This is a genomic window from Amycolatopsis melonis (assembly GCF_040064235.1).
Lineage (GTDB): Bacteria > Actinomycetota > Actinomycetes > Mycobacteriales > Pseudonocardiaceae > Amycolatopsis > Amycolatopsis melonis.
The window spans coordinates 59,758-81,810 of the sequence record NZ_JBDZYD010000017.1; the positions used below are offsets into that span (position 1 = coordinate 59,758).

Sequence of the window (22,053 nt, forward strand, 5' to 3'; positions counted from 1 at the left end):
GTCGTGCAGTGCGCTAGCGTTTGCTGCGCTGTTGCCTTTCGGCAAGGAACGTCGAGTAGCTTTTGTCCAGGTGCGCGCGCATGGCCGCGCGAGCACGGTCCGGATCGCGCGCGACGAGCGCGTCGAGGATCTCGGTGTGCTCGGCGGTGGCGCGGCGCAGCCCGGACGGCGCCTCGTTGGTGACGCGCCTGCTGGCCGTGCCGAGCCAGCGCGCGGAGTACATGATCCGGTCGAGGATGCGGTTGTCCGCCGCCCGGCAGATCTCCATGTGGAATTCGTGGTCGACTTCGAGGTAGGCATCGGAATCCGCTTCGAGCGCCGCCATGCGCCCGATCTGTTCCCGCATCCGCGCCAGCGTCTCGCTGGTGACGGCGGCCGCGGCCATCGCGGCGAGTTCGGGTTCCAGCAACGCGCGCATCTGGTGCAGTTCACGAAGCAGCTCGTCGACGATTTCGACAGGTAGCCATTCGATCAGCAACGGGCTGAGGTAGTCCCACTCCGCCCGTGGCCGCACGACGACACGTCGTCCCTGTGCGACGTCGACGATGTCCAGTGAGGCCAGGATCTTGAGCGTCTCCCGCGCCACCGCGCGGGAGACCCCGAACTCCTGCGATATCTCCAGTTCCGAGGGAGCCCCGCCGCCCTGCACGATGCGCCGGGTCAGGTGGGCGGCCACCTGCACCGGAAGAGTCCGGACCCGGACCGGGGCGGGAGACTCCTGTCCGCTTGGCATCTGATCAGCTTATCGGACAAGTTGGACGTCGCGATACCCGTTCACCGGGACGAATCCGGCAAGCTCCCGCGGCACCGACGCCCCGAAGGACACCTTCCGCGCGCCATCGGCGTGAGCTGAAAGGGACTTTCCTGGCGTCCGGCGCGACGAAAGTCCCTTTCGCTGCGCCACACGAGATGAAAGCGCCTTTCAGCCCACCACGCGGGTGCCCTGCCCGGCCGGACAGCCGAGGCCGCCGCCGGAAGCGCGTCGTGAGTGGTAATTCGCGTTCTAACCCGAATTACCACTCACGACAAGCTGCGGCAGACCGCCTACCCGAGCTTCGGCCGATCCGGGGCGGTTCAGCAGATGCTGTCGGTGGGCCGGGGATTGGCCAGCCCGAACAGCGGGCGGAGCCGGATGCCGATCCACGTTCCCCCGAGTGCGAACAGGCCCCAGAGCCAGCCGTGGATGCTGCCGGTGGAAATGCCGGCCAGGTACGCGCCGATGTTGCAGCCGCCGGCGAGCCGGGCGCCGATGCCCATGAGGATTCCGCCCAGTACGGCCGCGGCGAAGGTCCGCCACGGGATCTCCGCGCGGATCTTCCAGGTTCCGGCGGCCGCGGCCGCGACGGCGGCGCCGAGGATGATCCCGATGTCGGTGAGGCTCGTCCGGTCCGTCCAAATCGGACTCGCCAGCGCCTTGGCGTTGGACTGGGTCTGCCAGAACTCCCAGGTTTCCGGGTGCAGGCCGACCAGCTGCAGCAGTTTCGCGCCCCACAGGGCGAACGCGAACGTGACGCCCCACGGGCTTCCGGACACCAGCACCACCGCCGCGGCGAGCACGCCCAGCACGACGGCGCCTGCCAGCAACGGCCAGGAACCCCGGAACACGCGGGCGAAGCCGCGCGCGGTCGGGACGGTGTCCACCGGCGGCGGGGTCCGGCGGGCCTGGACCACCCGCGTCACCACGACGACGAGCAGCAGCGCGGCGATCGTGATCGCCCATGATCCCCACCAGCCCACGTGGTCGGCGAGCAGGAAGCCGGACACCTGCGGCCAGCCGGTGAAGACCGGGTAGGCCCAGGTGAACAGCACCGAGCCGGCGATGAAGCCGCCGAGCGTCGGCACGATCGTGGACTGGCCGGCGCCGACGGCGAACAGCGTGCCCGAAGCGCAGGCGCCGCCCAGCTGCATGCCGATCGCGAACAGCGCCGCGCCGGCGAACAGGGCCAGCCCGACCGGTCCGGCGGTGAGCTTCGGCGTGGCCCCGAACAGGCCCGCCCCGGTCCCCGCGATCAGGGCGATCAGCGTGGCCGCGGTGCCGAGGAGCAGGGTGTGCGCGCGCAGCCCGGTGCCGTTGCCGACCGCGATCAGCTGCCGCCACGCGGAGGTGAAGCCGAACCGGGAGTGGAACAGGGCCAGGCCGAGCAGCAGCCCGAGCACCAGCAGCGCGCCGGACTTGGCGCCGTAGGACGCCCAGACGTACCAGCTGAGGCCGATGCCGAGCACGGCCGCGACGACCAGCGGGACCACGCGGACGGGTTCTTCGGGCGCCGGCTGCGGCGCGGCGCACGAGGTGGGTGAGCTGAGCAGGAAGGGACGTTCGGTGGAGGTGGACATCGGCACTCCCAAGAGGACAGGGGAAGGAGCGGGGCGGCCCCCGCCGGGCGGGGGCCGCCGGAGTGGTCAGGACCAGGACGGCAGGAGCTTGCCGGGCACGCCGTTGACCGACTGGATCAGCCCGAGCACCGGGACGCCGAGCGGGGCGAACGTCCAGATGTTGTTCAGGCCGCCGGTGTCCGGCTCGTCGACCACGACGACACCGGGGCCGTCCGCGGCCAGTGCCGGCGCCGCCGCGCCGAACAGGGCCGCCCCGGCCAGGAGCGTGGCGCCGGCCGCACGGGCGAGATTTTTCTTCATGGGATACACCTTTCGGGTCAGGAAACAGCGGTGACGAGACCGAAGACGGGGGCGAGCAGGGCGACCGGCTGGCCGAGCGGGCCCAGCACGCTGCCGAGGTCGACGCCGGGGACCAGCCAGACGGGACCCTGGACCGGGTCGGCGCTCGCCACGCCGCCGGCCAGGCCGGTGAACGCCGTGGCCGCGGCGAGCGGCAGCAGGACCCGGGCCGCGAGACGTTTCATGGGATTTTCCTTTCGTTGCAGGGGTTTCAGCGGAGAACCGACGTGATCGGCACGATGGTTCCGTCGGGGACCCACTGGCCCGCGTAGTCGCGGTCCATCACCATCCCCACGGCGTGGGGCTCGGTGGGGTCCATCGGCATGGCGTTGACCTGGGCGGCGGCGAAGATCTGCACGTCGCCGGCCGCGTGGTCACCGCCCAGCCAGGTCCGGAAGCCGCCCGGGGTCGGGCTTTCGCCGCCGAAGCGGTCGCCGACCGCCACGGCGTACCCGACGGCGGTCGCTTCCCGCGGGTCGAACCGCAGCGGCAGCGACACGCTCGCCACGGCGTTGACGATCGGGCCGTTCAGCAGCCACGGCGCCAGGTAGAGCCCGTACTGGTGGGTGGGTTCGCGGCGTTGCAGCCCGGCGGCCCGCGTCATGGCCGGGTACCCGGCCGCCCAGCCGGAGACGACCACGAGCGCGGTGTCCGGGCCCGCGTCCGGCCGCACGGCCAGCCCGGTGCGCGCCGCGGTCTCGCGCACCAGTTTCGCGGCCGCGACACCCCGCGGCGAGGTGTCTTCGACCAGCGTGATCGCCGACGGCTTCCGCCCGGCGAGGAATTCGACGAGCTTGACGAGCGCCCCGGCGTCCTCCGGGGTGAGCGTGTCGGACGGGCACGCGGTCAGGACGTCGGCGCGGCCCGCGATGAGGCCGCCGAGTGCCGCCGACGCACATTCCGGCGCGTCGGCGTCGGCGATGGCCGGGCCGGGCGCGTGACCGGCGTCGACTTCGACGACCGTCGTCGTGCCGCCGCGGCGGATTTCCAGGTCGCTGCGGCCGGGCGGCAGGTCGACCGCCGCCCACGTGCCCTCGGCGCCGGGCCGGGCGACGGCCTCGGTGACGGGCCCGCCGCGGACGCCGGCGGAGATGCCGCCGCCCGCGCTCGCCGGGAAGTGGACGAGGTTGGGGCCCGGCCGCTGCGGGCTGACCAGCACCGGGAACCCGGGCCCGTCGGCCAGCAGCGGCACGCCCGGCACGGGCAGCGGCGGCGGTGCCGGGAGTGCGCCCAGCGCACTCCAGGCCAGGAACCCGGCCGCGACACCGGCCGCACCGAGCCGGTAGGCGCGGCCCTGCCGGAGGGCGGCGAGCACGCTCACCGCCACCGGCAGGACCACCACGGCCACCACCACGAACCCGAAGACCGTCGTGTACAGCCGCCGGTCGAAACCGGCGCCGGACAACCCGAACCGCACCGCCCCGGCGACCACGAGCAGGCCGCCGAGGGTGAGCGCCCACGGGCCGGGCCGCAGGGCCGCCGTCTCCGGGACCGCAGGTCCGTACAGCGCGAAGCCGAACCAGACCGCGGCCGCGGCGACGAACACCGAGTCGAGCGCGAACTCGACACCCGTGCCGCCCAGCGACGTCTCCAGGACGACCAGGACCAGCAGGGCGACCGAGGCCCAGCGCCCGATCCGCGGCCACCGCAGCAGGACCGGCACGGCCACCGCGAGCACGACGTGGACCGCGAGCGCGGCCACGGTGACGTCGGCGGCGAACGCCGACACCACGGCAAGCACGGCCGAGACGCCGCCGAGCACGGACAGGACGAGCTGCGGCCGTTTCGGCGGTTCGGTCACCAGCGGGCGCAGCAGGCCTCCCCCGGCGAGGAACGCCGTGGAAAGCAGCAGCGCCAGCCGCAGCAGCAGGGCCAGGACGTCCACTGTGGACGAACCGGTCACCGGGTCGTGGTGGTGGTCCATCGCGTTACCGGACGTCCGCGTCCGCGACCACGAACAGCTCGGAGTGCGGCTTGGCGTTGCCGAACGCCCCGTGTGGCCACGACTTGCGGTTGAAGTTGATGCCGACCTGCCCGGTGAACTCGTCCCGGAAGTTCTGGTCGACCGACACCTTCCCGTCCGGGCCGAGGTTCAGCAGGTTGACCTTGTGGTCACCGTCCAAACCGGACCGGGCGACGAAGTAGTTCGACACCGCGAGGTGCTGCGGGGTGGTGGTTTCGTGGTAGAAGCCGTCGTCGCCGAGCACGAAGTTGTCGTAGGCGCCCCAGTGCGGGCCCGCTCCCGGCGTGCCGGGGTTGATCGGGGCCGCGCCGACGACGGTCGGCAGGTCGCCGCCCCCGCCCTGCTGCGCCTTCGCCTTCGTGTCGATCCGGCCCTCGATGTCCTCGATCCGGTCGCCGGCGTTGACCAGCTTCTGGATGTCGAGGACGTAGACGCCGCCGGTGGTTCCGGGGTCGTCCGGCGACAGCGTGCCCTTCTGCCGCCCGACGATCGCGCGGTAGAGGTACTTGTCGTCCGGGCTCGTCTGGATCCAGCCGCCGTTGGAGCTGCCGCCGTTGGCGTCGTTGTTCGGGTAGATCGCCTTGTTGGCGGCGCCATCGTCGAACACCTCGATCCAGTGCGGCTCGGCCGCGGTGATGTCCGGCGTGTAGAACACCGCGCCGCCCTGCATGGTCTGGGCGAACGCGCCCTTGTGCCCCGGCAGGTTGGTCACGGTCGTCTCCATGACCGCCCGGCTTTCCGCGTGCAGCGGATCGGCCGGATCGGCGCGCGGCCCGTCGGGCAGGTACGACACCGCCCGCAGCTTCGGGTGGTTGCGGTCGGAGATGTCCCAGGCCCGCACGGTCGGACGGCGCAGGTAGGGCGACGGCTGCTTCACCGGGTCGAGAATGATGTTGCGCGGCTCGGCGTAGTCGCTGGTGACGAGCGTGTTCAGGTCCTCGCGGGCCTGGATGCCGTGCGGGTTGGCGCAGGTCGGCTTGCCCAGCTGCGGCAGGTTGTCGCACAGCTTGGCGTTGTCACCCTGCGGCGTCGCCGCGGGCGACTCGGAGAGGACTTCGGCATTCTGTCCGAAGTGGACGACCTCGCCGGGGCTGCCCGCGAAGCCGTTGCCGATCTGGGTGGAGCCGTCGGCATAGGCGTGCGGTCCGGGAACGACCGGGCCGCCCATGTAGGTGCCGTACGCGGTGCCGTCCTTCAGCACCCAGTAGGCGTCCGGGACACTTCCGCCGAGAGTGTTGGTGGGCAGGCTGACGCCCTTGAGCTTCAGCTGCGGCAGCGCGCTGACGTCGAAGGCGTACGTCGCGGCGGCGAACAGCGCCCCGGCGTAGATGGTGTCGCCCTTGTGCCACACGTACTGCATGTGGTGCGGTTCGTTCTCGACGAGCGGGCCGACGGTCGCGGTGTTGACGACCTTGCCGTAGGTCGGCGAACCCTGCGTCGCGTCGATCACGGCGAGGAAGTCCGGTCCTGGCAAGGCGTTCTTCAGCTTGGTGAGCCCGCCGCCGAGCGTCCCCGGCAGGTTCTTGATGTCCTTGACGAGGGTGTCGGCGATGTTCTCGTCACCGGCCCAGACCAGCAGCCACTTCTTCGGCGTACCGCCCTCGGCGCGGGCCTGCGCGGCAAGGTCCTTCGAGACCAGGTGGTTCTGCACCCAGTACTGCTTGCCGTCGGAGGCGGTCTTCGCGTCGGTGACGACCTGGACGTCGGCGTAGGCACCGGTGGCGGAGCCGGTGTAGGTCACCGCGCTGACGGCGAGCGCCGCGGCGGTGGCACCCAGCGCCACTTTCCGCCACCGGAGCGTTTTCAACAGCATGCGTTCTCCCTGTGTTCTTTTGAAGGCAGTTCGTTTTGAAGGCGCCACGAAACACACACTTCTTCCCCCGGATTCCGGGCAGCCGGAAACCGGGGGAAGACCAGAGTTGCCGCGCACGACGACGCGCAGCCCGAAAAGCCGCCGATGAGGCGGAAGTGTCAGAAGGTCCTACACAGCGCGCTGGCCTGGTGGCGCAGATCAACGTGACGGCGCTGCACCAGACGGACGAAACCGGACATGGGCCAAATGGTCGCGTGCGGTGGTCCCGGCGTCAAACTGTGATCAAAGAATGAGATACGGCGCCTGCGGGTGAGCAGTTCACCGGAAAGGGGGATTCCGGCGGGGCGTGCGGCGGCTCGCGTCCGATGACGGTGCCATGCCTGCAAAAGCCGGGGCGCCGCAGGCACTCGAGGCCATGGCGGCTGCCGGAATCAGATGGTCGTGCTGCGCCAGGACGTCGTGGCCGGTCGGCCACGACGTCCTGGGGCGGGGGGGGGTTGGGTGTCAGGGCTGGTAGGTGCAGATGGCACCGACGCTGTTGTGCTGTTCCACGACCGTCTTGCCGTCGACGGTGATCTTGCACGTGTTGTCCTTGCTGCCGGCCTTGAACTCGACCGGGGTGACCGTCACCGAGGTGAACGCCAGGTCATCCATCGTCAGCGTCTGGCTCCAGGTCTTGCCCTTTTCCAGGACGTCCTGGGAGTTCGCGGTGAACCCGCTGTTCCACTGGACGTTGGACTTCGCCGCCGTCGTGACCTCCAGGACGACGGTGTGCTTGCCCGCCGCCGCGGTGGTCGGAGCCGCGTTCGCCGGCGCGGACCCCGCGTCCGCGACAGCGGGCGGCGCGGCCGCGGTGGGCAGGCTGTTGGCGGCGTCGTTGACGGCCTTGCCGAAGGCCGCGGTCCAGATGATGCAGATGACCAGCCCGATGGCCGAGAGCACCACGGCGGTGATGGCGAGCCCCTTGTTGCTCGCCTGGCCCCGATTGGCACGCAGCGTCCCGATGACACCGAAGATCAGGCCGAGGATCGTCAGCGGCCACGCGACGATCCCGATGATCGGGATGAACGCGAAGATCAGGCCGACCAGCCCGAGGACGAACCCGGCGGTGCCGAGGCCGTTCTTGTACTGGTTCGCCGCGGGCATCGGCGGCGACGGCGGCATGGGGTGGGACACGATGGCCTCTTTCAGTCAGCGGCGACGCGACCGAAAGCGTCACACTCTGCGCCCTTCGTCGCCCGCGGGCCCGCGCGCGTAACAGGCCCCGAAAGCCGCTTCCGGCCACAGAACGGACTCAGCCACCCCTGTTTTCGCAGGTGATCACGGTCAGGGAGTCGCCCACTGTCGTTACCCAGGGTCAGAAATTGAAACTTCAAGTTCACTCGTCCGGAGTAGCGTTCGCCCCGGGATCGCCGCCAGCAGCTCCTTGGTGTACGCCGACTCCGGCTGCTCCAGCACCCGGGCCGCCGGGCCCAGCTCCTCCAGCCTGCCCGCGCGCAGGACGCCGACGTGGTCCGCCAGCTGCCGGACGACCGCCAGGTCGTGCGAAATGAACAGGCAGGACAGCCCCAGCGAGGACTGCAGCTCGGCGAGCAGCCGCAGGATCTGGGCCTGCACCGAGACGTCCAAGGCGGACACCGGCTCGTCGCAGACCAGCAGGTCCGGCTTCAGCGCCAGGGCCCGCGCGATCGCCACCCGCTGCCGCTGGCCGCCGGACAGTTCCGCCGGTTTGCGGCGCGCCATCGACGACGGCAGTGCCACCTGTTCCAGCAGCTCGGCGACGCGGGCACGCCGGTCCGGCAGCCCGAAGGCCCGCAGCGGCTCGGCGATCACCTCCTCGACGGAGAACTTCGGGTTCAGCGACGCGTACGGGTTCTGGTACACGACCTGCATCCGCCGCCGCAGCCGGCGCAGCTCGGGTCCGGCCAGTGAGGTGATGTCCTGCCCGTCGAACCCGACGGTGCCTGCCGACGGCGTCTCCAGCCGCAGGATCATCCGGGCGATCGTGGACTTGCCCGAGCCGGATTCGCCGACCAGCGCCAGGGTCCGGCCGCGCGGGATGTCGAAGGAAACGCCGTCGACCGCGCGGATTCCGCCGTCGAACGTCTTCGCGAGCCCGCGCACCGAAACCAGCGGCTCGCTCGGTGGCGCGGGTGGCCGCACGGCGTCGGTCATGCTCGGCGCCGCCGCGAGCAGCTGCCGCGTGTACGGGTGCGTGGGCGCGCTGACGACCGAGGAGCCCTCTTCGACGACCTCGCCCCGGGACAGCACCACGATCCGCGACGCCCGGTCGGCCGCGACGCCGAGGTCGTGCGTGATCAGCAGGATCGCCGTGCCGGACTCCGCCGCCAGCGCCGTCAGGTGGTCGAGGATCCGCCGCTGGACCGTGACGTCGAGGGCGCTGGTCGGCTCGTCGGCGATGATCAGCTTCGGCCGCCCGGCCAGCGCCGACGCGATGAGCGCCCGCTGCCGCAGCCCGCCGGACAGCTGGTGCGGGTACTGCCGCGCCCGCAGTTCCGGCTGGGGCACGCCCGCGCGGTCCAGCAGCTCGATCGCCTGCACGGCAGCGGATCGCCGGTCGGCGAGGCCGTGGATCCGCAGGACTTCCGCCACCTGGTCGCCGATCCGGTGCACCGGATTCAGCGACACCGCCGGATCCTGCGGCACCAGCGCGATCTCCCGGCCACGCACCCCGCGCCACTGCTTCCCCGACAGCGCAAGCAGATCGCGGCCGTCGAAGCTGATCGAGCCCCGGTCGACGCGGCCACCGCGCGGCAGCAGCCCGATGGCCGCGTGCGCGGTGGTCGACTTGCCCGAGCCAGATTCGCCGACGACCGCAACCACTTCACCGGCTCCGACGTCCAGGCTGACATCCCGCACCGCCGGAACCGCCCGATACGACACAGCCAGCCGCGAAACCCGCAGCAGAGTCATCGATCCCCTCCGTCCAGCGCCCGCGACAACCGGTTCGCCGACAGCACCACTGCCGCGACCGTCAGCCCCGGGAACGTTGTCAGCCACCACGCCGTGGCCAGGAAGCTGCGGCCGCCCGCGACGAGCGCGCCCCACTCCGGCGTCGGCGGGGTTGCCCCGAAGCCGAGGAAGCTCAGCGCCGACACCTCCAGCACCGCCGTGCCCAGCGTGAGCGTCGCCAGCGCGAGGACCGGGCCCGCGGCGTGCGGCAGGACGTGCCGGGCCAGCACGGCAGACCAGCGCACTCCGCTTGCGCGCGCCGCCTCGACGAAGACACCGGTTCGCACGCGGAGCACTTCCGCGCGCATGACCCGCGCGAAGGACGCGAGGTTCGCGATGCCGACGGCGATCGCGACGTTCGTCGTGCCGAAGCCCAGCGCCGTGACCAGGGCCAGCGAGAGCAGGATCGGCGGGACAGCCAGGAAGACGTCGACGATCCGCATGATCACCGTGTCGGCCCAGCCGCCGCGGAATCCGGCCAGCAGGCCCAGCGCCGAGCCCGCGACCAGCGCCACCAGCACGGCGATCGCCGTGGCCCGCAGGGAAAGCGACGCGCCGTGGATCACCCGGGCGTAGAGGTCACGGCCCGTTTCGTCGGTGCCGAACAGGTGCTGCAGCGACGGGCCCTGCAGCCGTTCCTTCGGCACACCGGCAATCGGGTCGTACCCGGTCAGCAGGCCCGGCGCGAAGGCCGCGAGCAGCACGAACGCCAGCACCACCACGGCCAGCGTCAGCCCCGGCGCCACTTTCACGTGAAAGTGGCGCTTCGGGAGAACCAGGTCAGCCACGGGCGGCCTCCGGTGTCCGGGCGATGCGCGGGTCGAGCAGCGGGCAGAGCAGGTCGACGATCAGGTTGAGCACCACGAACACCAGCGCGGCCAGCACGATCACCGCCTGCACCACCGGGACGTCCTGTGCGGTGACGGCGGCCGCGGTGATCCGGCCGACGCCGTCGCGGGAGAACACCGTCTCCGTGATCACCGAACCCGCCACGAGATTGCCCGCCACGACCCCGGCAACGGTCAGCGTCGGCACGGCCGCGTTGCGCAGCAGGTGTCCGAAGTGGACACGCCAGCGGCTCGCGCCCTTGGCCGCCGCGATCTCCGCGTACGGCTGGTCCTGCTGCGTGGCCAGGCTCTTCGCCAGCACCTGCCCGATGATCGCGCCGGTCGGCAGGGCCAGCGTGAGGGCGGGCAGGATCAGCGCGGCGAAGCCCTGCGTGCCGAGCGCGGGCAGCAGCCGCAGCCGGAACGAGAAGAACTGGATCAGCAGCAGCCCCACCCAGAACGGCGGCAGCGAGATCGCCAGCGACGGCAGGGACAGCAGCGCCTGCCGCAGCCACCGGAACTGCGTGAACGTGCCGAGCAACGCGGAGCCACCGCCGAACAGCACCGCGAACACCAGCGCCAGCCCGGTCACCGCGAGCGTCGGCGGCAGCGCCGTGACGACCATGTGCGTCGCGTCGTCGCCCGTGGCGATGCTGCGGCCGAAGTCGCCGTGCAGGGCCGAGACCAGGCGTTTCAGGTACTGGACCGGCAAGGGCGAATCGAGCCCGTACTCCGCGCGGGCCGCGGCGACCTGCTCGGGTGTCGCCGACGCCCCGGCCTCCCCGCTGGCGAGCTTCGCCGACACGGCGTCACCCGGCAGCAGGTACAGGATGAGGAACGACAGCGTGAACGCCGCCCACAGCACGAACACCGCCTGCCCGGCGCGGCGGAGGAGATACCGCCTCACGACAGCCACGCGTCGAACAGCTGCAGCCGCGACGACGCCTCGAAGCCGACGTTGTGCGCCTTCGAGCTGACCGCGACGACCTGCGTCAGCTCGAACACCGGAACCGCGTAGGCGTGGTCGATGATGAGCTTCTGCACCTCGTCGGCGGACGGCTTCCGCTTGACCGGGTCCACAGTGGACGACTGCGCGTCCAGTGCGACGTCGAGCGGGTTGCCCGGCGTGAGCTTGCTGCGGTTGCTCGCCTTGGTGGAGAACTGGCTGCGCAGGATGTCCGGGTCGGCGCGGGTGACGTTGTACCAGAGGAACTCGTAGTTCCCGCTCAGCTGGATCTGCGTGGTCTCGGCCGTCGTGTGCTGCTCGATCCGCAGGTCGAAGCCGATCCTGCGCAGCTGCTGCTGGATCAGCTCCAGCACGCTGCGGTTCTGGTTGAACACCGGCGAGAACACCACCGACGCGCTGAGCTTCTGCCCGTTCCTGACGCGGATCCCGTCCGGGCCGGGCACCCAGCCGTCGCCGTCCAGCAGCGCGGCCGCGCCCTTCTGGTCGTAGGCGAGCTGCTGCGAAAGGTCGCTGTGCAGCGGAGTCGCCGAGCCGAGGATGCTCGTGGCCGCCCGGTAGCTCGGCGTCAGCACGGTGTTCACGACCTCGGTGCGGTCGACGCCCTTGAGCACCGCCTGGCGCACCTTCTCGTCGGTGAGCACGCCGCGCGTGGTGTTCGCGTGCAGGTTGAACACGACGCCGGGGTTGGGCCGGATGTTCTCGCCGAAGCCGTTGCCGGTGAACTGCGGCTCGTCGACCGGCTGGATGTCGGTGGCGGCGTCGAGCTGGCCGGAGGCGAGGCTGCCGGTGCGGACGCCGGGTTCGGGCACGATCTTGTAGTCGATCTTGTCCAGGTAGGCCTCGCCCTGGTGCTTGAACAGCGACGAGCCCCACGCGTAACCCTTGCGCTTGGCCAGGACGATTTCCTGGTTCTGCTTCAGGCTTTCGAAAACGAACGGCCCCGAGCCGATCAGGCCGGTGCCCTGGCAGCGCTGTTCGGGAGTCTGCTTGAACGCCGCCAGCGCGAGCAGCCCGAGTGACATGGTCGAGCTGGCCTGTAGGAACTGGGCGCTGGGCGCGGAGAATTCGAGGCGGACGGTCCGCGGGTCGACGACCGTCGACGCCTTGTACGCGGCCAGGTAGCCGTAGCCGAGCTGGGCCTTGGTCCCGAGCGCCTTGATGCCGTCGAAACTCGTCTTCACCGCGGCGGCGTCGACCGGGCTGCCGTCGGAGAACGTCGCGCCGGGGCGCAGGTGGAAGGTGAACGCCGTGGAATCGGCGTTGCTCTCCCACTTCTCGGCCAGCCACGGCTTGATCTCGCCGGTCTTCGGGTCCTGGTCGGTCAGCGAGTCGACGAGCTGGCGGCCGACGTTGATCGACGCGTTCGTGGCGGCCTGCTGCGGATCGATGCAGTCGGGCGAGGAGGAGATGCCCAGGCGCAGCGTGCCGCCGGGCTGCGGCGGACCGGTTTCGGCGGCCGGTTCGCCGCCCGCGGCGGAGCAGGCGGTCAGCAGCACGGGCAGGACGAGCACGGCCGCGGCGTTGCGGGCGAAGGAAAGTGGGGACACCGGACGGCCTCCAGCGGGAACAGGTGCGTCTTCGGATCCGACGCTAGCCGTCCGCTTGAGGCCGTCCCACTGTGCGAACCGGCGTCCCAGTTCCTGGCACAGCGGCGAAATGCCCTTGACAGGCGATGCGGTAGCGCCGGACTTCGCCGAGGCTTTCGAGAACTCCGCCGTGCCGTTCGATCGTCCTGGCCGACGCGGTGTTGTTCGCCGCGCAGACCAGCACGACGTGGTCCATGCCGCGCCGGGCCGCCTCCGCCAGCATCTCCCCCAGTGCCCACGTGGCCACGCCGCGCCCGCGCGCGCCCGGCCGGATGCCGTAGCCGATGTGACCGGCCCGCCGGACGAACTCCCCGGTCCCATGCCGCAACGCGATTCCGCCGAGCACCGAGCCGTCCTCGACGATCCACCGGTAGGTACAGCTCGCATCGGCGGCGAGACGGGCGATCCACGCGGAGAACCCGGAGGTGGTCCGGACTTCGTCGGTGGCCAGCAGGCCGAAGCCGTCTTCGTGCAGGCCCGGTCCCCACTCCGCGTGCGCGTCGAGCCAGGCCGCGTGCAGCCGTTCGTCGGGGACGACCAGGCAGAGACTGGTGTTGTGCCGCTGCCGGTGGGCGAGCAGCTCGGCCAGGTGGCCCCGGCTCCACTCGCGCATCGCGTCGATCACCCGCACCAGGCTGCGGCCGAGAGCGGTCAGCTCGTACTCGACGTGCGGCGGGTTGGCGTCCCGGTCGAGGCGGGTGACGAGACCGTCGCGTTGCATGTCGCGCAGTGTCTCCGTCAGGACCTTCGCCGTCACCGGCCCGAGGGCCTGGCGAAGCTCGCCGAACCGCAGCGGTCCGTCCAGGAGGGACACGACGATCATCCCGGTCCACTTGCCACCGACCTGGAAGGGGAACTCGGCCATCGGGCAAGCCGGGTCCAGCCGGGCGTTCGAAGGGTGATTCGCGGCCACGCGGCGCACTCCGGTTTCGTTGAAGTAACCAGTTTCCCGACGATACCGTCCGCGGCATGCCATTCCCGCAAGGTGATCAGGTCGTCGTGTTCGGTGCCGGTGGGCGAGCCGGCCGAGCGGTCGCCGCCGAGGCCCGGAAACGCGGATATCGGGTCCTCGGCGTGGTCCGCGATCCCGGCCGGTATCCGGACTTGGCGGAGCAACCCGGTTTCCGCATCGTCGCCGGTGACCTGACCGACCCGGAAAGCGCGGCGGCCGTGGTCACCGGCGAGACGGCGGCGCTGGTGAACGCGGTAACTCCCTTCACTGCACCACCCGATTCCTTCGACGGCTTCGACAACGCCTACTACGTCCACCTGGTCCGGAACCTCAGCAGGGCGGCAGGCACGGCGAGGGTCGTCGAGATCGGTCTCGCGGCCACGCTGAAGGCCGGTGACGGCAGGCTCTTCGACGACGCCGAGGCGTTCCCGCCGTTCCTCCGCCCGTTCGCCGAAGCCCGGGTGCGCGGGCTCACGGCCTGGCACGACCAGCCGGGAACGGTCGACTGGCTGGTCGTCACACCCTCACCGGCGCTGTCCCCCGAGGCACCGCCGACCGGCCGCTACCGGCTCGCGGGCGACGTGTTCGAGCCCGCACTGGCCGCGCGGCCACTGTCCTATGCCGACCTGGCGGTCGCGGTGGTGGACCAGATCGCGGCGCCCACACGGCATCGGGAGCAAGTGGCCGTGTATGCGGCACCGCTCACCGCCAGTGAGGAGGGTTGACGCACTCGGCAACGAGCGCCCGGCAGGCCACCCAGCGGCGGGCATCCCGCCGCCTGCGGCGTACAGCTCGCTACGCCGGATCGACACGCAGCCCGCCTATAAGCAACTCGAGCTGGTACTCGAAGTCCTGCACGCAGTCGCCCGCCTCCAGCGCGGGCAGGACCCGGCGCAGGCTCGGCAGTTCCTCGGCCGCCGCCATCCGCCGGAAGTACGTCACCACCGGCTCGGCGCGCACAGCCGGCGTCCCGGTTCCGGCCGTGCCCGTGAGCACCGAGCCGAACAGCATTCCCAGCAACGACCGGTACGCACGCGCCGCGGCCTGCTCGTCCAGGCCCGCGTCGAGCAAGGCGCCGAGGATCGCGTCGATCACCCGCAACGCCCCGGCCGAGCGCGGGTTCGCGTCCTGGGCCGCCAGTGCCCGCACGACGACCGGATGGCGGGTGAAGCTCGCGTGCAGCCCTTGCGCCAGCGCGCGCAGCCGGGCGTCCCAAGGCAATCCGTTGTCCGGCAAAGGAACCTCTTCGAAGACGCGCGCGGTGAGCCCGTCCAGCAGATCACCCTTGTTCTCGACGTGGTTGTACAGCGACATCGCCTCGACGCCGGCCGCCGCCGCGACCTTGCGCATCGACAGTGCCGCCAGGCCCTGCTCGTCCGCCAGCCGCAACGCCGTGTCGAGTACCTTCTCGCGAGTCAACGCCATACTTACACTGTAAGCATGGATGCCGAAACCGTGCTCACCACCACCCGATCCGTGCGCCGCAAGCTCGACTTCGACCGCGAAGTGCCCCAGGACGTCCTCGACGCCTGCCTCCGCATCGCCCAGCAGGCACCCGCCGCGGGCGCCATGGCCGCCCAGTTCCGCTGGCTGCTCGTCCGCGACGCCGACACCAAGGCCGCGATTGCCGCCCACAGCCGCGAAACCGCCGAAGCCGCCTGGGAAAAGTACGGTCACCTCGTCGAGGCACGTGCCCTCGCCTCCGCACAGCACCTCGTCCGCAACCTCGACCGCGTGCCCGTCCTGGCGATCCCCTGCATGATCGGCCGCCCGCCGTCCGACGCCTTCTCGCAGTCCGCCTACTTCGGCTCCGCCTACCCCGCCATCTGGAGCTTCCAGCTCGCCCTGCGCGCCCGCGGCCTCGGCAGCTCCATCTGCGGCTACCACCTCCAGGACCACGAAGCCGACGTCGCCCGGCTGCTCGGCATCCCGGACGACGTCATGCAGATCAGCCTGCTCGCCGTCGCCTACACGACCCAGCGCGACTTCCGGCCCGCCGCCCGCCCGGCCCTCGAAGACATCACCTACCTCGAGAGGTGGGGCTCGCCGCTCTGACGATCCGCCGGAAGGTTTCCCGTTCCTCTCGGGAAAGGGGCACCCGGGGGACGTCGGCCGGCGGGCGCGGTACCGGCACGGCCAGCCCCGGCTCGAACGGTGGCGCGGGCAGCACCAGGACCCAGCCGATGCCGGTCAGCGCCCGGACGAGCGCGCGCACCACCCGCTTCATCCGGTGACCGTGACCGGGTGCCGGACGACCGCGCCGAACAGGTAGCCCTGCGTGTTGTACGGCGCGACGTCCGGCTGGCTCACGCCGGTGACGTCGGTGGCGCGCGCCCGCAGCGTGTACGTCCCTGCCGCGCGCGGCCGCCACGGGAACTCCCAGCGCAGCCACCCGCGGTCGAGCGCCGGACCGATCGGTCTCGCCGGGTGCCAGGTGGCGCCGTCCGTGCTCACCTCGACCCGCCGGATCCGGCCGTGCCCCGACCAGGACCGCCCGCGCAGCACCTGCCGTCCGGCCGTCAGCGTCGCGCCCCACGGGAGCTCGAACGCGCTCTTCACCACCTGCTCGGTGACGAGCGTGCCCTCGGCCGGGTAGTCCGGGCCCAGCAGCCGGTAGAACTGGGTGTTCCACGGTGACACCAGCGGCGTCGCCGACACCTCGATCCGGCCGAGCCACTTGATCGAGGCGATCCCGGCCCACGAGGGCACCACCAGCCGCACCGGGAAACCGTGGTCGGGCGGCAAGGGCTGCCCGTTCATCTCGTACGCCAGCAGGACGTCCTGCAGTGCCTTGCCCACCGGCAACGGCCGCCGCACCTTGCCCAGGTTCACCCCCGCCGCCAGATAGTCCGCGTCGAGGCCCTCCGGCAGCACATCCACGGCGTCGCGGGACAGCCCGGCCCGGGCGAGCACCGTCGCCAGCCGGACGCCACGCCAGCGTGCGACCCCGACCGCGCCGAGCTTCCACGCCGTTCCGCTGACCTGCTGGCCCTGCTGGCCGGCGAAGAAACTCCGCCCGTTGCCTGCGCATTCGACGAACGCGGTCATCGTCTCGGACGGCAGCGCGAGCAGATCCTGATAGGTGAACTCGACCGGCCCGCCGCGCAGCCCGGAACCGAACAGCTTCAACCGCCACGCGGCGGCGTCCAGAAGCGGCGTCGACGTGTGATCACGCACGAAGAACCGGTCGACCGGCGTCAGATAACCCTGGCCGCGCATGGCTTCCCAGCGCATCTCGGCATTGGTGCCGTAGACGTCGAACAGCTCCGGCGGCAGCGGCTTCACGATCGGGCCCGCGGCCGACGCCGTCCCCGGTGCCATCCCGGCCGCGGCCAGCGCAAGACCACCGGCCGCCGTCAACCGCAGCAGACCGCGCCGGCTCAGCCCCGGCATGCGCGCCTCTCCTGCCCGCCACTGCGCGAGGCGCACCCGGTCGTAGGCGGTCTCCTCGGTCATCCCCGTCATGCAGGCATTCTCAGGACCCCGTTCCCGGCCTGCCAGCACGTCCACACAGCGGAACTGTGCCCGTCGGCGGCGCCACGATCTGATCAACACCGATCCGCATGGTCGCAACTCCGATCGGGTACCTCTCACCTGCTCGACTTGACCGGCGTCACCAATAAGACCAAACTTCGCTGGCGAAAAGGAGCAGTCATGACGAACGAACCCGAACCGGCGAAGCGGCCGGTGAGTGCCGTGCTGGCCGGCCCGTACGGGCACCCCTTCCACCCGATCCTGGTCACCGTGCCCATCGGGGCCTGGGTGTCCAGCCTGGTGTTCGACATCGGCTCGCGGATCGTCGGCGAGCCCGGTTTCCTGGCGCGCGGGTCGGTCTGGCTCATCGCGATCGGGGTGGTCGGCGCCGTCGCCGCCGCCCTGATCGGCACCCTCGACCTGCTCGCCATCCCGGCAGGCACGCCGGCGTTCCGTACCGGGCTGACGCACATGAGCCTCAACCTCGTGGTCACCGCCGCCTACGTCGCCGGCTTCTTCTGGCGCCGCGCGGCCGGCAGCGGGCCCGGCCCGGTCGGGGCCGGTCCGCTGGTGCTGTCGGCGGCCGCCCTCGTCGTGCTCGGCGCCTCCGGCTACCTCGGCGGGAAGCTGGCCTACCGCTACGGCGTCCGCGTCGCCGCCGAATCCACCCAGGCCGAGGGCTTCCGGTCCGCGGCCCGGCAGCGTTCCTGAACCCACCACGCACGAGGAGGCTTCCCCCATGGACATCGCCGCGCTGATCGCCTGGCTCGTCACCGCCGCCGGCGGTTTCGTCATGCTGGGCACGTGGATCGCCAAGGGCGGCACCCGCGAGCCCTCACGGACCCGGTTCTCACCCGGGCTGATCTTCGGGCACTTCGCCCTCGCCGCGGCCGGGCTGGTCCTGTGGATCGTCTACCTGATCGCGGGCGGCCGGACGCTGGCGTGGATCGCGTTCGTCCTGCTCGTGCCGGTCGCCTTGCTGGGCTTCACCATGCTGGCCCGCTGGCTTCCCGGCCGCCGCGCCCGCACCGCGACCGCGACGGCCGGGGAAGCCGCGCCCGAACAGCACTTCCCGGTCGTGGTGGTCGGCGCGCACGGCCTGGTCGCCGTCGCCACCGTCGTGCTCGTCCTGCTAGCGGCGCTGGGCATCGGCAGCTGACGTGAACCGCCCGTACGGTTCCGCGTCGATCAAGGTGACGCGGACGGTGGTGCCGTCGGGAACCCGGTAGGTCCGTTGCTCGCCGGGCCCGGCGCCGGCCAGGGCCCGGCCGAGCGGGGAATCCGGCGAGCAGACCTCGAGATCGTCCTCGGTCGTCTCGTCGCGCGAGCCGAGCAGGAAGGTCTCGGCGGTGTTGCTGTCGTCGTACTGGACGGTCAGCACCATGCCCGGCTCGGCGATCCCGTCGTCCGGCGGGTCCTCGCCGACGACGGCCTCGCGCAGGATGTCGTCGATCCGGCGGATCCGGGCCTGGCGGTGGTGGCTCCGGACGATGCTGTCGGGATCGCCGCCGTCGGCGGCATTCTCCGCGTGCACCAGTTCGGCCCGCTCCCGGAGCAGGCTGCGGTGGGCGTGCGGGGTCAGCCACGCACGTGCCGAGGTGGTCATGACGTTCTCCTTTTCGGGCTGTGATCGGGCTGGGCGTCCGTGGGGGCCGGCCGGGTGGGGAGGGGGCCCGGCCCCCACGGACTTCGGAGAGCCCGCGTCGGTCAGCGGGGCTCTGGCTTGTCCAGCGCACCGGGCGGCAGGGCACCCGCGTCGACGGCGAAGCCCGTGGCCGCCTTCAGCAGGATTTCCTTTTCGGTGCGCAGCAACGCGTTTTCGGCGCGGAGCCGGATCAGTTCGCTCCGCTCGCCGGGCGTCAGCGCTTCGCCGTCCGGGTGCACGGGTTCAGCGCAGCGGGTCGAACGGGCGGAGCGCTTCGGGCTGCTTGCCGGTGGTGACGTGCTCGGCGAGCAGGCGGCCGGTGACCGGGCCGTGCGTCAGTCCCCACATGCCGTGCCCGCCGGCGACGAACACCCCCGGCACGCCCGCGGCGCCGATGACCGGGCGGCCGTCGGTGGTGACCGGGCGCGAGCCGACCCAGACGTCGGTGCGTTCGTCCCACCGGATGCCCGTGAGCAACGGCCGTGCCGACGCGATGATCGCCTCGACCCGCGCCTCGTCGAGCGGCGCGTCGGGCCTGCGGAACTCCATGGTGCCCGCCACCCGCAGCCCGCCGCGGTAGGGCGTGCAGGCGACCCGGATGCCGGGGAAGTACAGCGGGGACGGCACCGGGCGGTCCGTCGGGACGGTGAAGGAGTAGCCGCGCCCGGCCCGCACCCCGACACCGATCCCGAACCGCCTGCCGAGTTCGCCCAGCCACGCGCCGGTCGCCAGGACGACGGCGTGGGCCGACAGGGTCTGCCCGGCGGCCGACTGCACGGCGACGGCGTGCGGGTGCGGGCGGACCGCGGTGACGGTGAAACGGCTGCGGATGGTGCCGCCGCGGCTGATGACCGCCCGCGCCAGTGACTCGGCGAACCGGCCAGGGTCCACGTACCGCTGGCCGTCGAGCCGGACGCCTGCCCCGTTGCGCGCGCTCACCTGCGGGAACCGCTCGGCCAGTTCGGTGGCGGTGAGCCCGGTGCAGCTGATCTCCTGCCCGGCTTCGCGCAGGCGCCGCAGTTCGGCGAGCAGCCCGGCCGCGTGCTGGGCGGTTTCGAACACCGCCGTGATGGGTGCGTCGATGGTGGGAGCGTCGACGCCGTTCGCGGTGAGGACGTCGAACGCTTCGAGGCATTCGGCGTTCAGCGGCAGGTTGGCCTCGACCGCGCGGGTCCACGACTTGCCGGTGCAGTGCGCGGCGAACCGGGCCAGGAACGCCCACAGCCGGGGATCCGGCGTCGCGGGGACGTGCAGCGGTGCCTGCGGGTCGAACAGCGTCCGGAGGCCGTAGCGCAGCACGCCTGGTTCGTTGAGCGGGATGGCGAGGCCGGGCGACAGCCAGCCGGCGTTGCCCCAGGACGCCCCCGCGGCGATGCCGTCACGGTCGACGACGGTCACCCGGACGCCGCGTTCCTGCAGGAACCACGCGGTCGACAGGCCGACGACGCCGGCGCCGATCACGATCACCGAGCGGGGGCCGCCGTCGATCCGGCCGGGTCCGGGCATGAGGTCCTCCGTGGCGCAGGGGGGTGCTGATGCGGCCAGGATGACCCGGATCGGACCCGCGGTGGTTGTCCGGACCCGACAATCCGGGTAGGCGCGTTTGTCGCTTCCGGTCAACGCCCGGGGTCGGAGACGACGAGTTCGATGATCATCGCGAGCCGTTTCGCCGGCACGTCGAGGTGCAGGGTGGTGACCTCGGCCATCTTCCGCAGCCGGTACCGGATCGTGTTCGGGTGCACGCCCAGCCGCTCGGCGGCCTGCGCGAGGTCGCCCTGGGTCTCCAGCCACGCCCGCAGGGTGCCGACGTAGCCGGTGCCGTGTTCCGCGTCGTGCCGGGCGAGGTCGGCGATCGGGCCACGGGCGGGCGCCCGGCCTGCCGCCGCGGCCGCCCGCAGCCGCTGCACCAGGATGTCGTCCCAGGACTCGTCGTACACGATGGCCGCGGCGGAGGACGGCTGCGCGTCGTGGAGCGCGACGCACTCGTCGGCCTCCTGACGGCTGGCGGGCAGCTCGGCCAGGGTCGCCGCGGCACCGATCCCCGCGACGACGGTCACCGCGGCGGGCAGGGCGTCGCGCATCGCGTCGACCCATTTCCGGGCCGCGGCAACGTCTTCGCCGGGCAGGACGGTGTAGACGGTGTTGCTGAACAACGTGCTGCGCCCGGGACGCGACCAGCCGAACCCGGTGGTGGCGCGCTCGAAGGCGAGCAGCAGGGCGGCGTGCCGTTCCTCGGCGATGTGGGCCTGCAGGGCGACCACCCGGAACCGCCCGGGCGCCAGCCCCAGCCTGCTGAGCACCGACGCCGCGTCCGGAGTGCCCTCCAGCAGCCGGATCACGAGGTCCGATTCGACCTGCCGCTCGAGGTCCGCGCTCGCCCGCGACCGCAGCAGGTGCAGCCCGACCGTGCGCGAGCTGTCCCGCAGCACGGCGCGGCGCGCGTCGTCGAGCGGACGTTCGCACTCGACCCAGATCGAGCCCAGCGGCTCCCGGCCGGCCCGCACCGCGACCACCATCCGGCCACCCAGCCCGTGCTCCGGCGCAGCCTCGACGAACAACGGCTCGTCCGACGCCGCGAGGTGGGCGAACACACCCCGCCGTTCGAACAGCTCACGAGCCCGCTCCGGCACCCGCCTGCCCAGGATCGTCTCCAGCCGCACCTGGTCGGCGCCGTGCTGCAGGCTGGAATAGGCCAGGACCCGGGAAAGCCGGTCTTCGATGGTGACGGTGCTGCCCAGCGCGTCCGCCAGGCTGTCGGCCAGCGCGAACAGATCGGTCGGCCCGCGTCCCGACTCGGTCTCCCGCCCTTCGAGCACCAGCCCGTAGACGACACCGGCGATTTCGCCCCACGAAACCTCGGGCTCGACGACGAGCACGGCAACTCGCCCGGCCTCCGCGGCGGCAATCACGGCCGGGCCGGCTTCCCGCACCAGCGCAACGGAAGCCCGGGCAGCAGCGGCCCGCGCCACGGCCGCGGCGGCCGATTCCGCCCCGACGGCGAGGAAGACGTCACCGCGCAGCTCACGGGACTCTCCCGGGTCGTGCACCACCACGTCGCGCAGGGAGACGTCCCGCGAGACCGGGCAGCAGCACAGCCGCACGCCGTATCCCCCGAGGACGTTCACCAGCCGATCCAGCGTCACCATGCCCCCGTTCCTACCCGATCGGCTGACCGGCGGA

Annotated in this window: 22 protein-coding genes; 4 read left to right on the forward strand and 18 right to left on the reverse strand. The window is 71.8% G+C overall.

Going from position 1 to position 22,053, the window contains the following annotated elements; all coding sequences use genetic code 11:
* Window positions 1–13: 13 nt before the first annotated feature.
* From ABJI51_RS37810 to ABJI51_RS37865, 12 genes are all read right to left on the reverse strand, one after another.
* Window positions 14–733 carry a FadR/GntR family transcriptional regulator gene (locus tag ABJI51_RS37810; RefSeq protein ID WP_348955956.1) on the reverse strand — a complete coding sequence of 240 codons (720 nt, stop codon included), beginning with the start codon at window positions 731–733 and terminating at the stop codon, window positions 14–16.
* Window positions 734–1,074: 341 nt separating this feature from the next.
* Window positions 1,075–2,334, reverse strand: coding sequence for a YeeE/YedE family protein (locus ABJI51_RS37815; protein ID WP_348955957.1), 1,260 nt, complete (start codon window positions 2,332–2,334; stop codon window positions 1,075–1,077).
* Window positions 2,335–2,400: 66 nt separating this feature from the next.
* Entirely contained in the window at window positions 2,401–2,634 is a 234-nt protein-coding gene (locus ABJI51_RS37820) for a hypothetical protein (RefSeq protein ID WP_348955958.1), read from the reverse strand.
* A gap of 17 nt (window positions 2,635–2,651) precedes the next feature.
* Complete coding sequence (locus ABJI51_RS37825) at window positions 2,652–2,858, reverse strand: hypothetical protein (RefSeq protein WP_348955959.1); 207 nt, start codon at window positions 2,856–2,858, stop codon at window positions 2,652–2,654.
* Between the two features lie 26 nt (window positions 2,859–2,884).
* Entirely contained in the window at window positions 2,885–4,597 is a 1,713-nt protein-coding gene (locus ABJI51_RS37830; RefSeq protein ID WP_348955960.1) for a hypothetical protein, read from the reverse strand.
* A 4-nt stretch (window positions 4,598–4,601) separates the two neighbouring features.
* Window positions 4,602–6,449 (reverse strand): hypothetical protein, encoded by a 1,848-nt coding sequence (locus ABJI51_RS37835; RefSeq protein WP_348955961.1) that lies wholly within the window; start codon window positions 6,447–6,449, stop codon window positions 4,602–4,604.
* A 504-nt stretch (window positions 6,450–6,953) separates the two neighbouring features.
* Window positions 6,954–7,625, reverse strand: a complete 672-nt coding sequence (locus ABJI51_RS37840) for a DUF4190 domain-containing protein (protein WP_348955962.1) — start codon at window positions 7,623–7,625, stop codon at window positions 6,954–6,956.
* Between the two features lie 171 nt (window positions 7,626–7,796).
* Complete coding sequence (locus ABJI51_RS37845) at window positions 7,797–9,383, reverse strand: dipeptide ABC transporter ATP-binding protein (protein ID WP_348955963.1); 1,587 nt, start codon at window positions 9,381–9,383, stop codon at window positions 7,797–7,799.
* Window positions 9,380–10,210 carry an ABC transporter permease gene (locus ABJI51_RS37850; protein WP_348955964.1) on the reverse strand — a complete coding sequence of 277 codons (831 nt, stop codon included), beginning with the start codon at window positions 10,208–10,210 and terminating at the stop codon, window positions 9,380–9,382. Before ABJI51_RS37850 ends, ABJI51_RS37845 begins: the two co-directional genes overlap by 4 nt.
* Window positions 10,203–11,156 carry an ABC transporter permease gene (locus ABJI51_RS37855; protein ID WP_348955965.1) on the reverse strand — a complete coding sequence of 318 codons (954 nt, stop codon included), beginning with the start codon at window positions 11,154–11,156 and terminating at the stop codon, window positions 10,203–10,205. The genes ABJI51_RS37850 and ABJI51_RS37855 overlap by 8 nt, the downstream gene beginning before the upstream one ends.
* Complete coding sequence (locus tag ABJI51_RS37860) at window positions 11,153–12,763, reverse strand: ABC transporter substrate-binding protein (protein WP_348955966.1); 1,611 nt, start codon at window positions 12,761–12,763, stop codon at window positions 11,153–11,155. The genes ABJI51_RS37855 and ABJI51_RS37860 overlap by 4 nt, the downstream gene beginning before the upstream one ends.
* Before the next feature lie 43 nt (window positions 12,764–12,806).
* A complete protein-coding gene (locus ABJI51_RS37865) occupies window positions 12,807–13,667 on the reverse strand; it encodes a GNAT family N-acetyltransferase (RefSeq protein ID WP_348955967.1) in 861 nt (286 codons plus the stop codon).
* A gap of 104 nt (window positions 13,668–13,771) precedes the next feature.
* Here ABJI51_RS37865 and ABJI51_RS37870 point away from each other — a divergent pair, with 104 nt between their 5' ends.
* On the forward strand, window positions 13,772–14,479 hold the full coding sequence (locus ABJI51_RS37870) for an NAD(P)-dependent oxidoreductase (RefSeq protein WP_348955968.1): 708 nt from the start codon (window positions 13,772–13,774) through the stop codon (window positions 14,477–14,479).
* A gap of 70 nt (window positions 14,480–14,549) precedes the next feature.
* Here ABJI51_RS37870 and ABJI51_RS37875 read toward each other — a convergent pair whose 3' ends face one another.
* Window positions 14,550–15,179, reverse strand: a complete 630-nt coding sequence (locus tag ABJI51_RS37875) for a TetR/AcrR family transcriptional regulator (protein WP_348955969.1) — start codon at window positions 15,177–15,179, stop codon at window positions 14,550–14,552.
* A gap of 15 nt (window positions 15,180–15,194) precedes the next feature.
* Here ABJI51_RS37875 and ABJI51_RS37880 point away from each other — a divergent pair, with 15 nt between their 5' ends.
* Window positions 15,195–15,809, forward strand: coding sequence for a nitroreductase family protein (locus tag ABJI51_RS37880; RefSeq protein WP_348955970.1), 615 nt, complete (start codon window positions 15,195–15,197; stop codon window positions 15,807–15,809).
* A gap of 168 nt (window positions 15,810–15,977) precedes the next feature.
* Here the strand turns inward: ABJI51_RS37880 and ABJI51_RS37885 are convergent, their stop codons facing one another.
* A complete protein-coding gene (locus tag ABJI51_RS37885) occupies window positions 15,978–17,219 on the reverse strand; it encodes a sulfite oxidase (protein ID WP_348955971.1) in 1,242 nt (413 codons plus the stop codon).
* Window positions 17,220–17,408: 189 nt separating this feature from the next.
* Between ABJI51_RS37885 and ABJI51_RS37890 the strand changes: the two genes are divergently transcribed.
* Entirely contained in the window at window positions 17,409–17,939 is a 531-nt protein-coding gene (locus ABJI51_RS37890; RefSeq protein ID WP_348955972.1) for a DUF2231 domain-containing protein, read from the forward strand.
* 28 nt (window positions 17,940–17,967) lie between these two features.
* Window positions 17,968–18,387 carry a hypothetical protein gene (locus ABJI51_RS37895; protein WP_348955973.1) on the forward strand — a complete coding sequence of 140 codons (420 nt, stop codon included), beginning with the start codon at window positions 17,968–17,970 and terminating at the stop codon, window positions 18,385–18,387.
* On the opposite strand, the gene ABJI51_RS37900 is transcribed toward ABJI51_RS37895, so the two are convergent.
* From ABJI51_RS37900 to ABJI51_RS37915, 4 genes are all read right to left on the reverse strand, one after another.
* Complete coding sequence (locus ABJI51_RS37900; protein ID WP_348955974.1) at window positions 18,361–18,834, reverse strand: GreA/GreB family elongation factor; 474 nt, start codon at window positions 18,832–18,834, stop codon at window positions 18,361–18,363. The genes ABJI51_RS37895 and ABJI51_RS37900 overlap by 27 nt on opposite strands.
* Window positions 18,835–18,935: 101 nt before the next feature.
* Entirely contained in the window at window positions 18,936–19,112 is a 177-nt protein-coding gene (locus ABJI51_RS37905; protein WP_348955975.1) for a hypothetical protein, read from the reverse strand.
* A 4-nt stretch (window positions 19,113–19,116) separates the two neighbouring features.
* Window positions 19,117–20,379 (reverse strand): NAD(P)/FAD-dependent oxidoreductase, encoded by a 1,263-nt coding sequence (locus tag ABJI51_RS37910; RefSeq protein ID WP_348955976.1) that lies wholly within the window; start codon window positions 20,377–20,379, stop codon window positions 19,117–19,119.
* Between the two features lie 110 nt (window positions 20,380–20,489).
* Window positions 20,490–22,019, reverse strand: a complete 1,530-nt coding sequence (locus ABJI51_RS37915; protein ID WP_348955977.1) for a PucR family transcriptional regulator — start codon at window positions 22,017–22,019, stop codon at window positions 20,490–20,492.
* Window positions 22,020–22,053 lie beyond the last annotated feature (34 nt).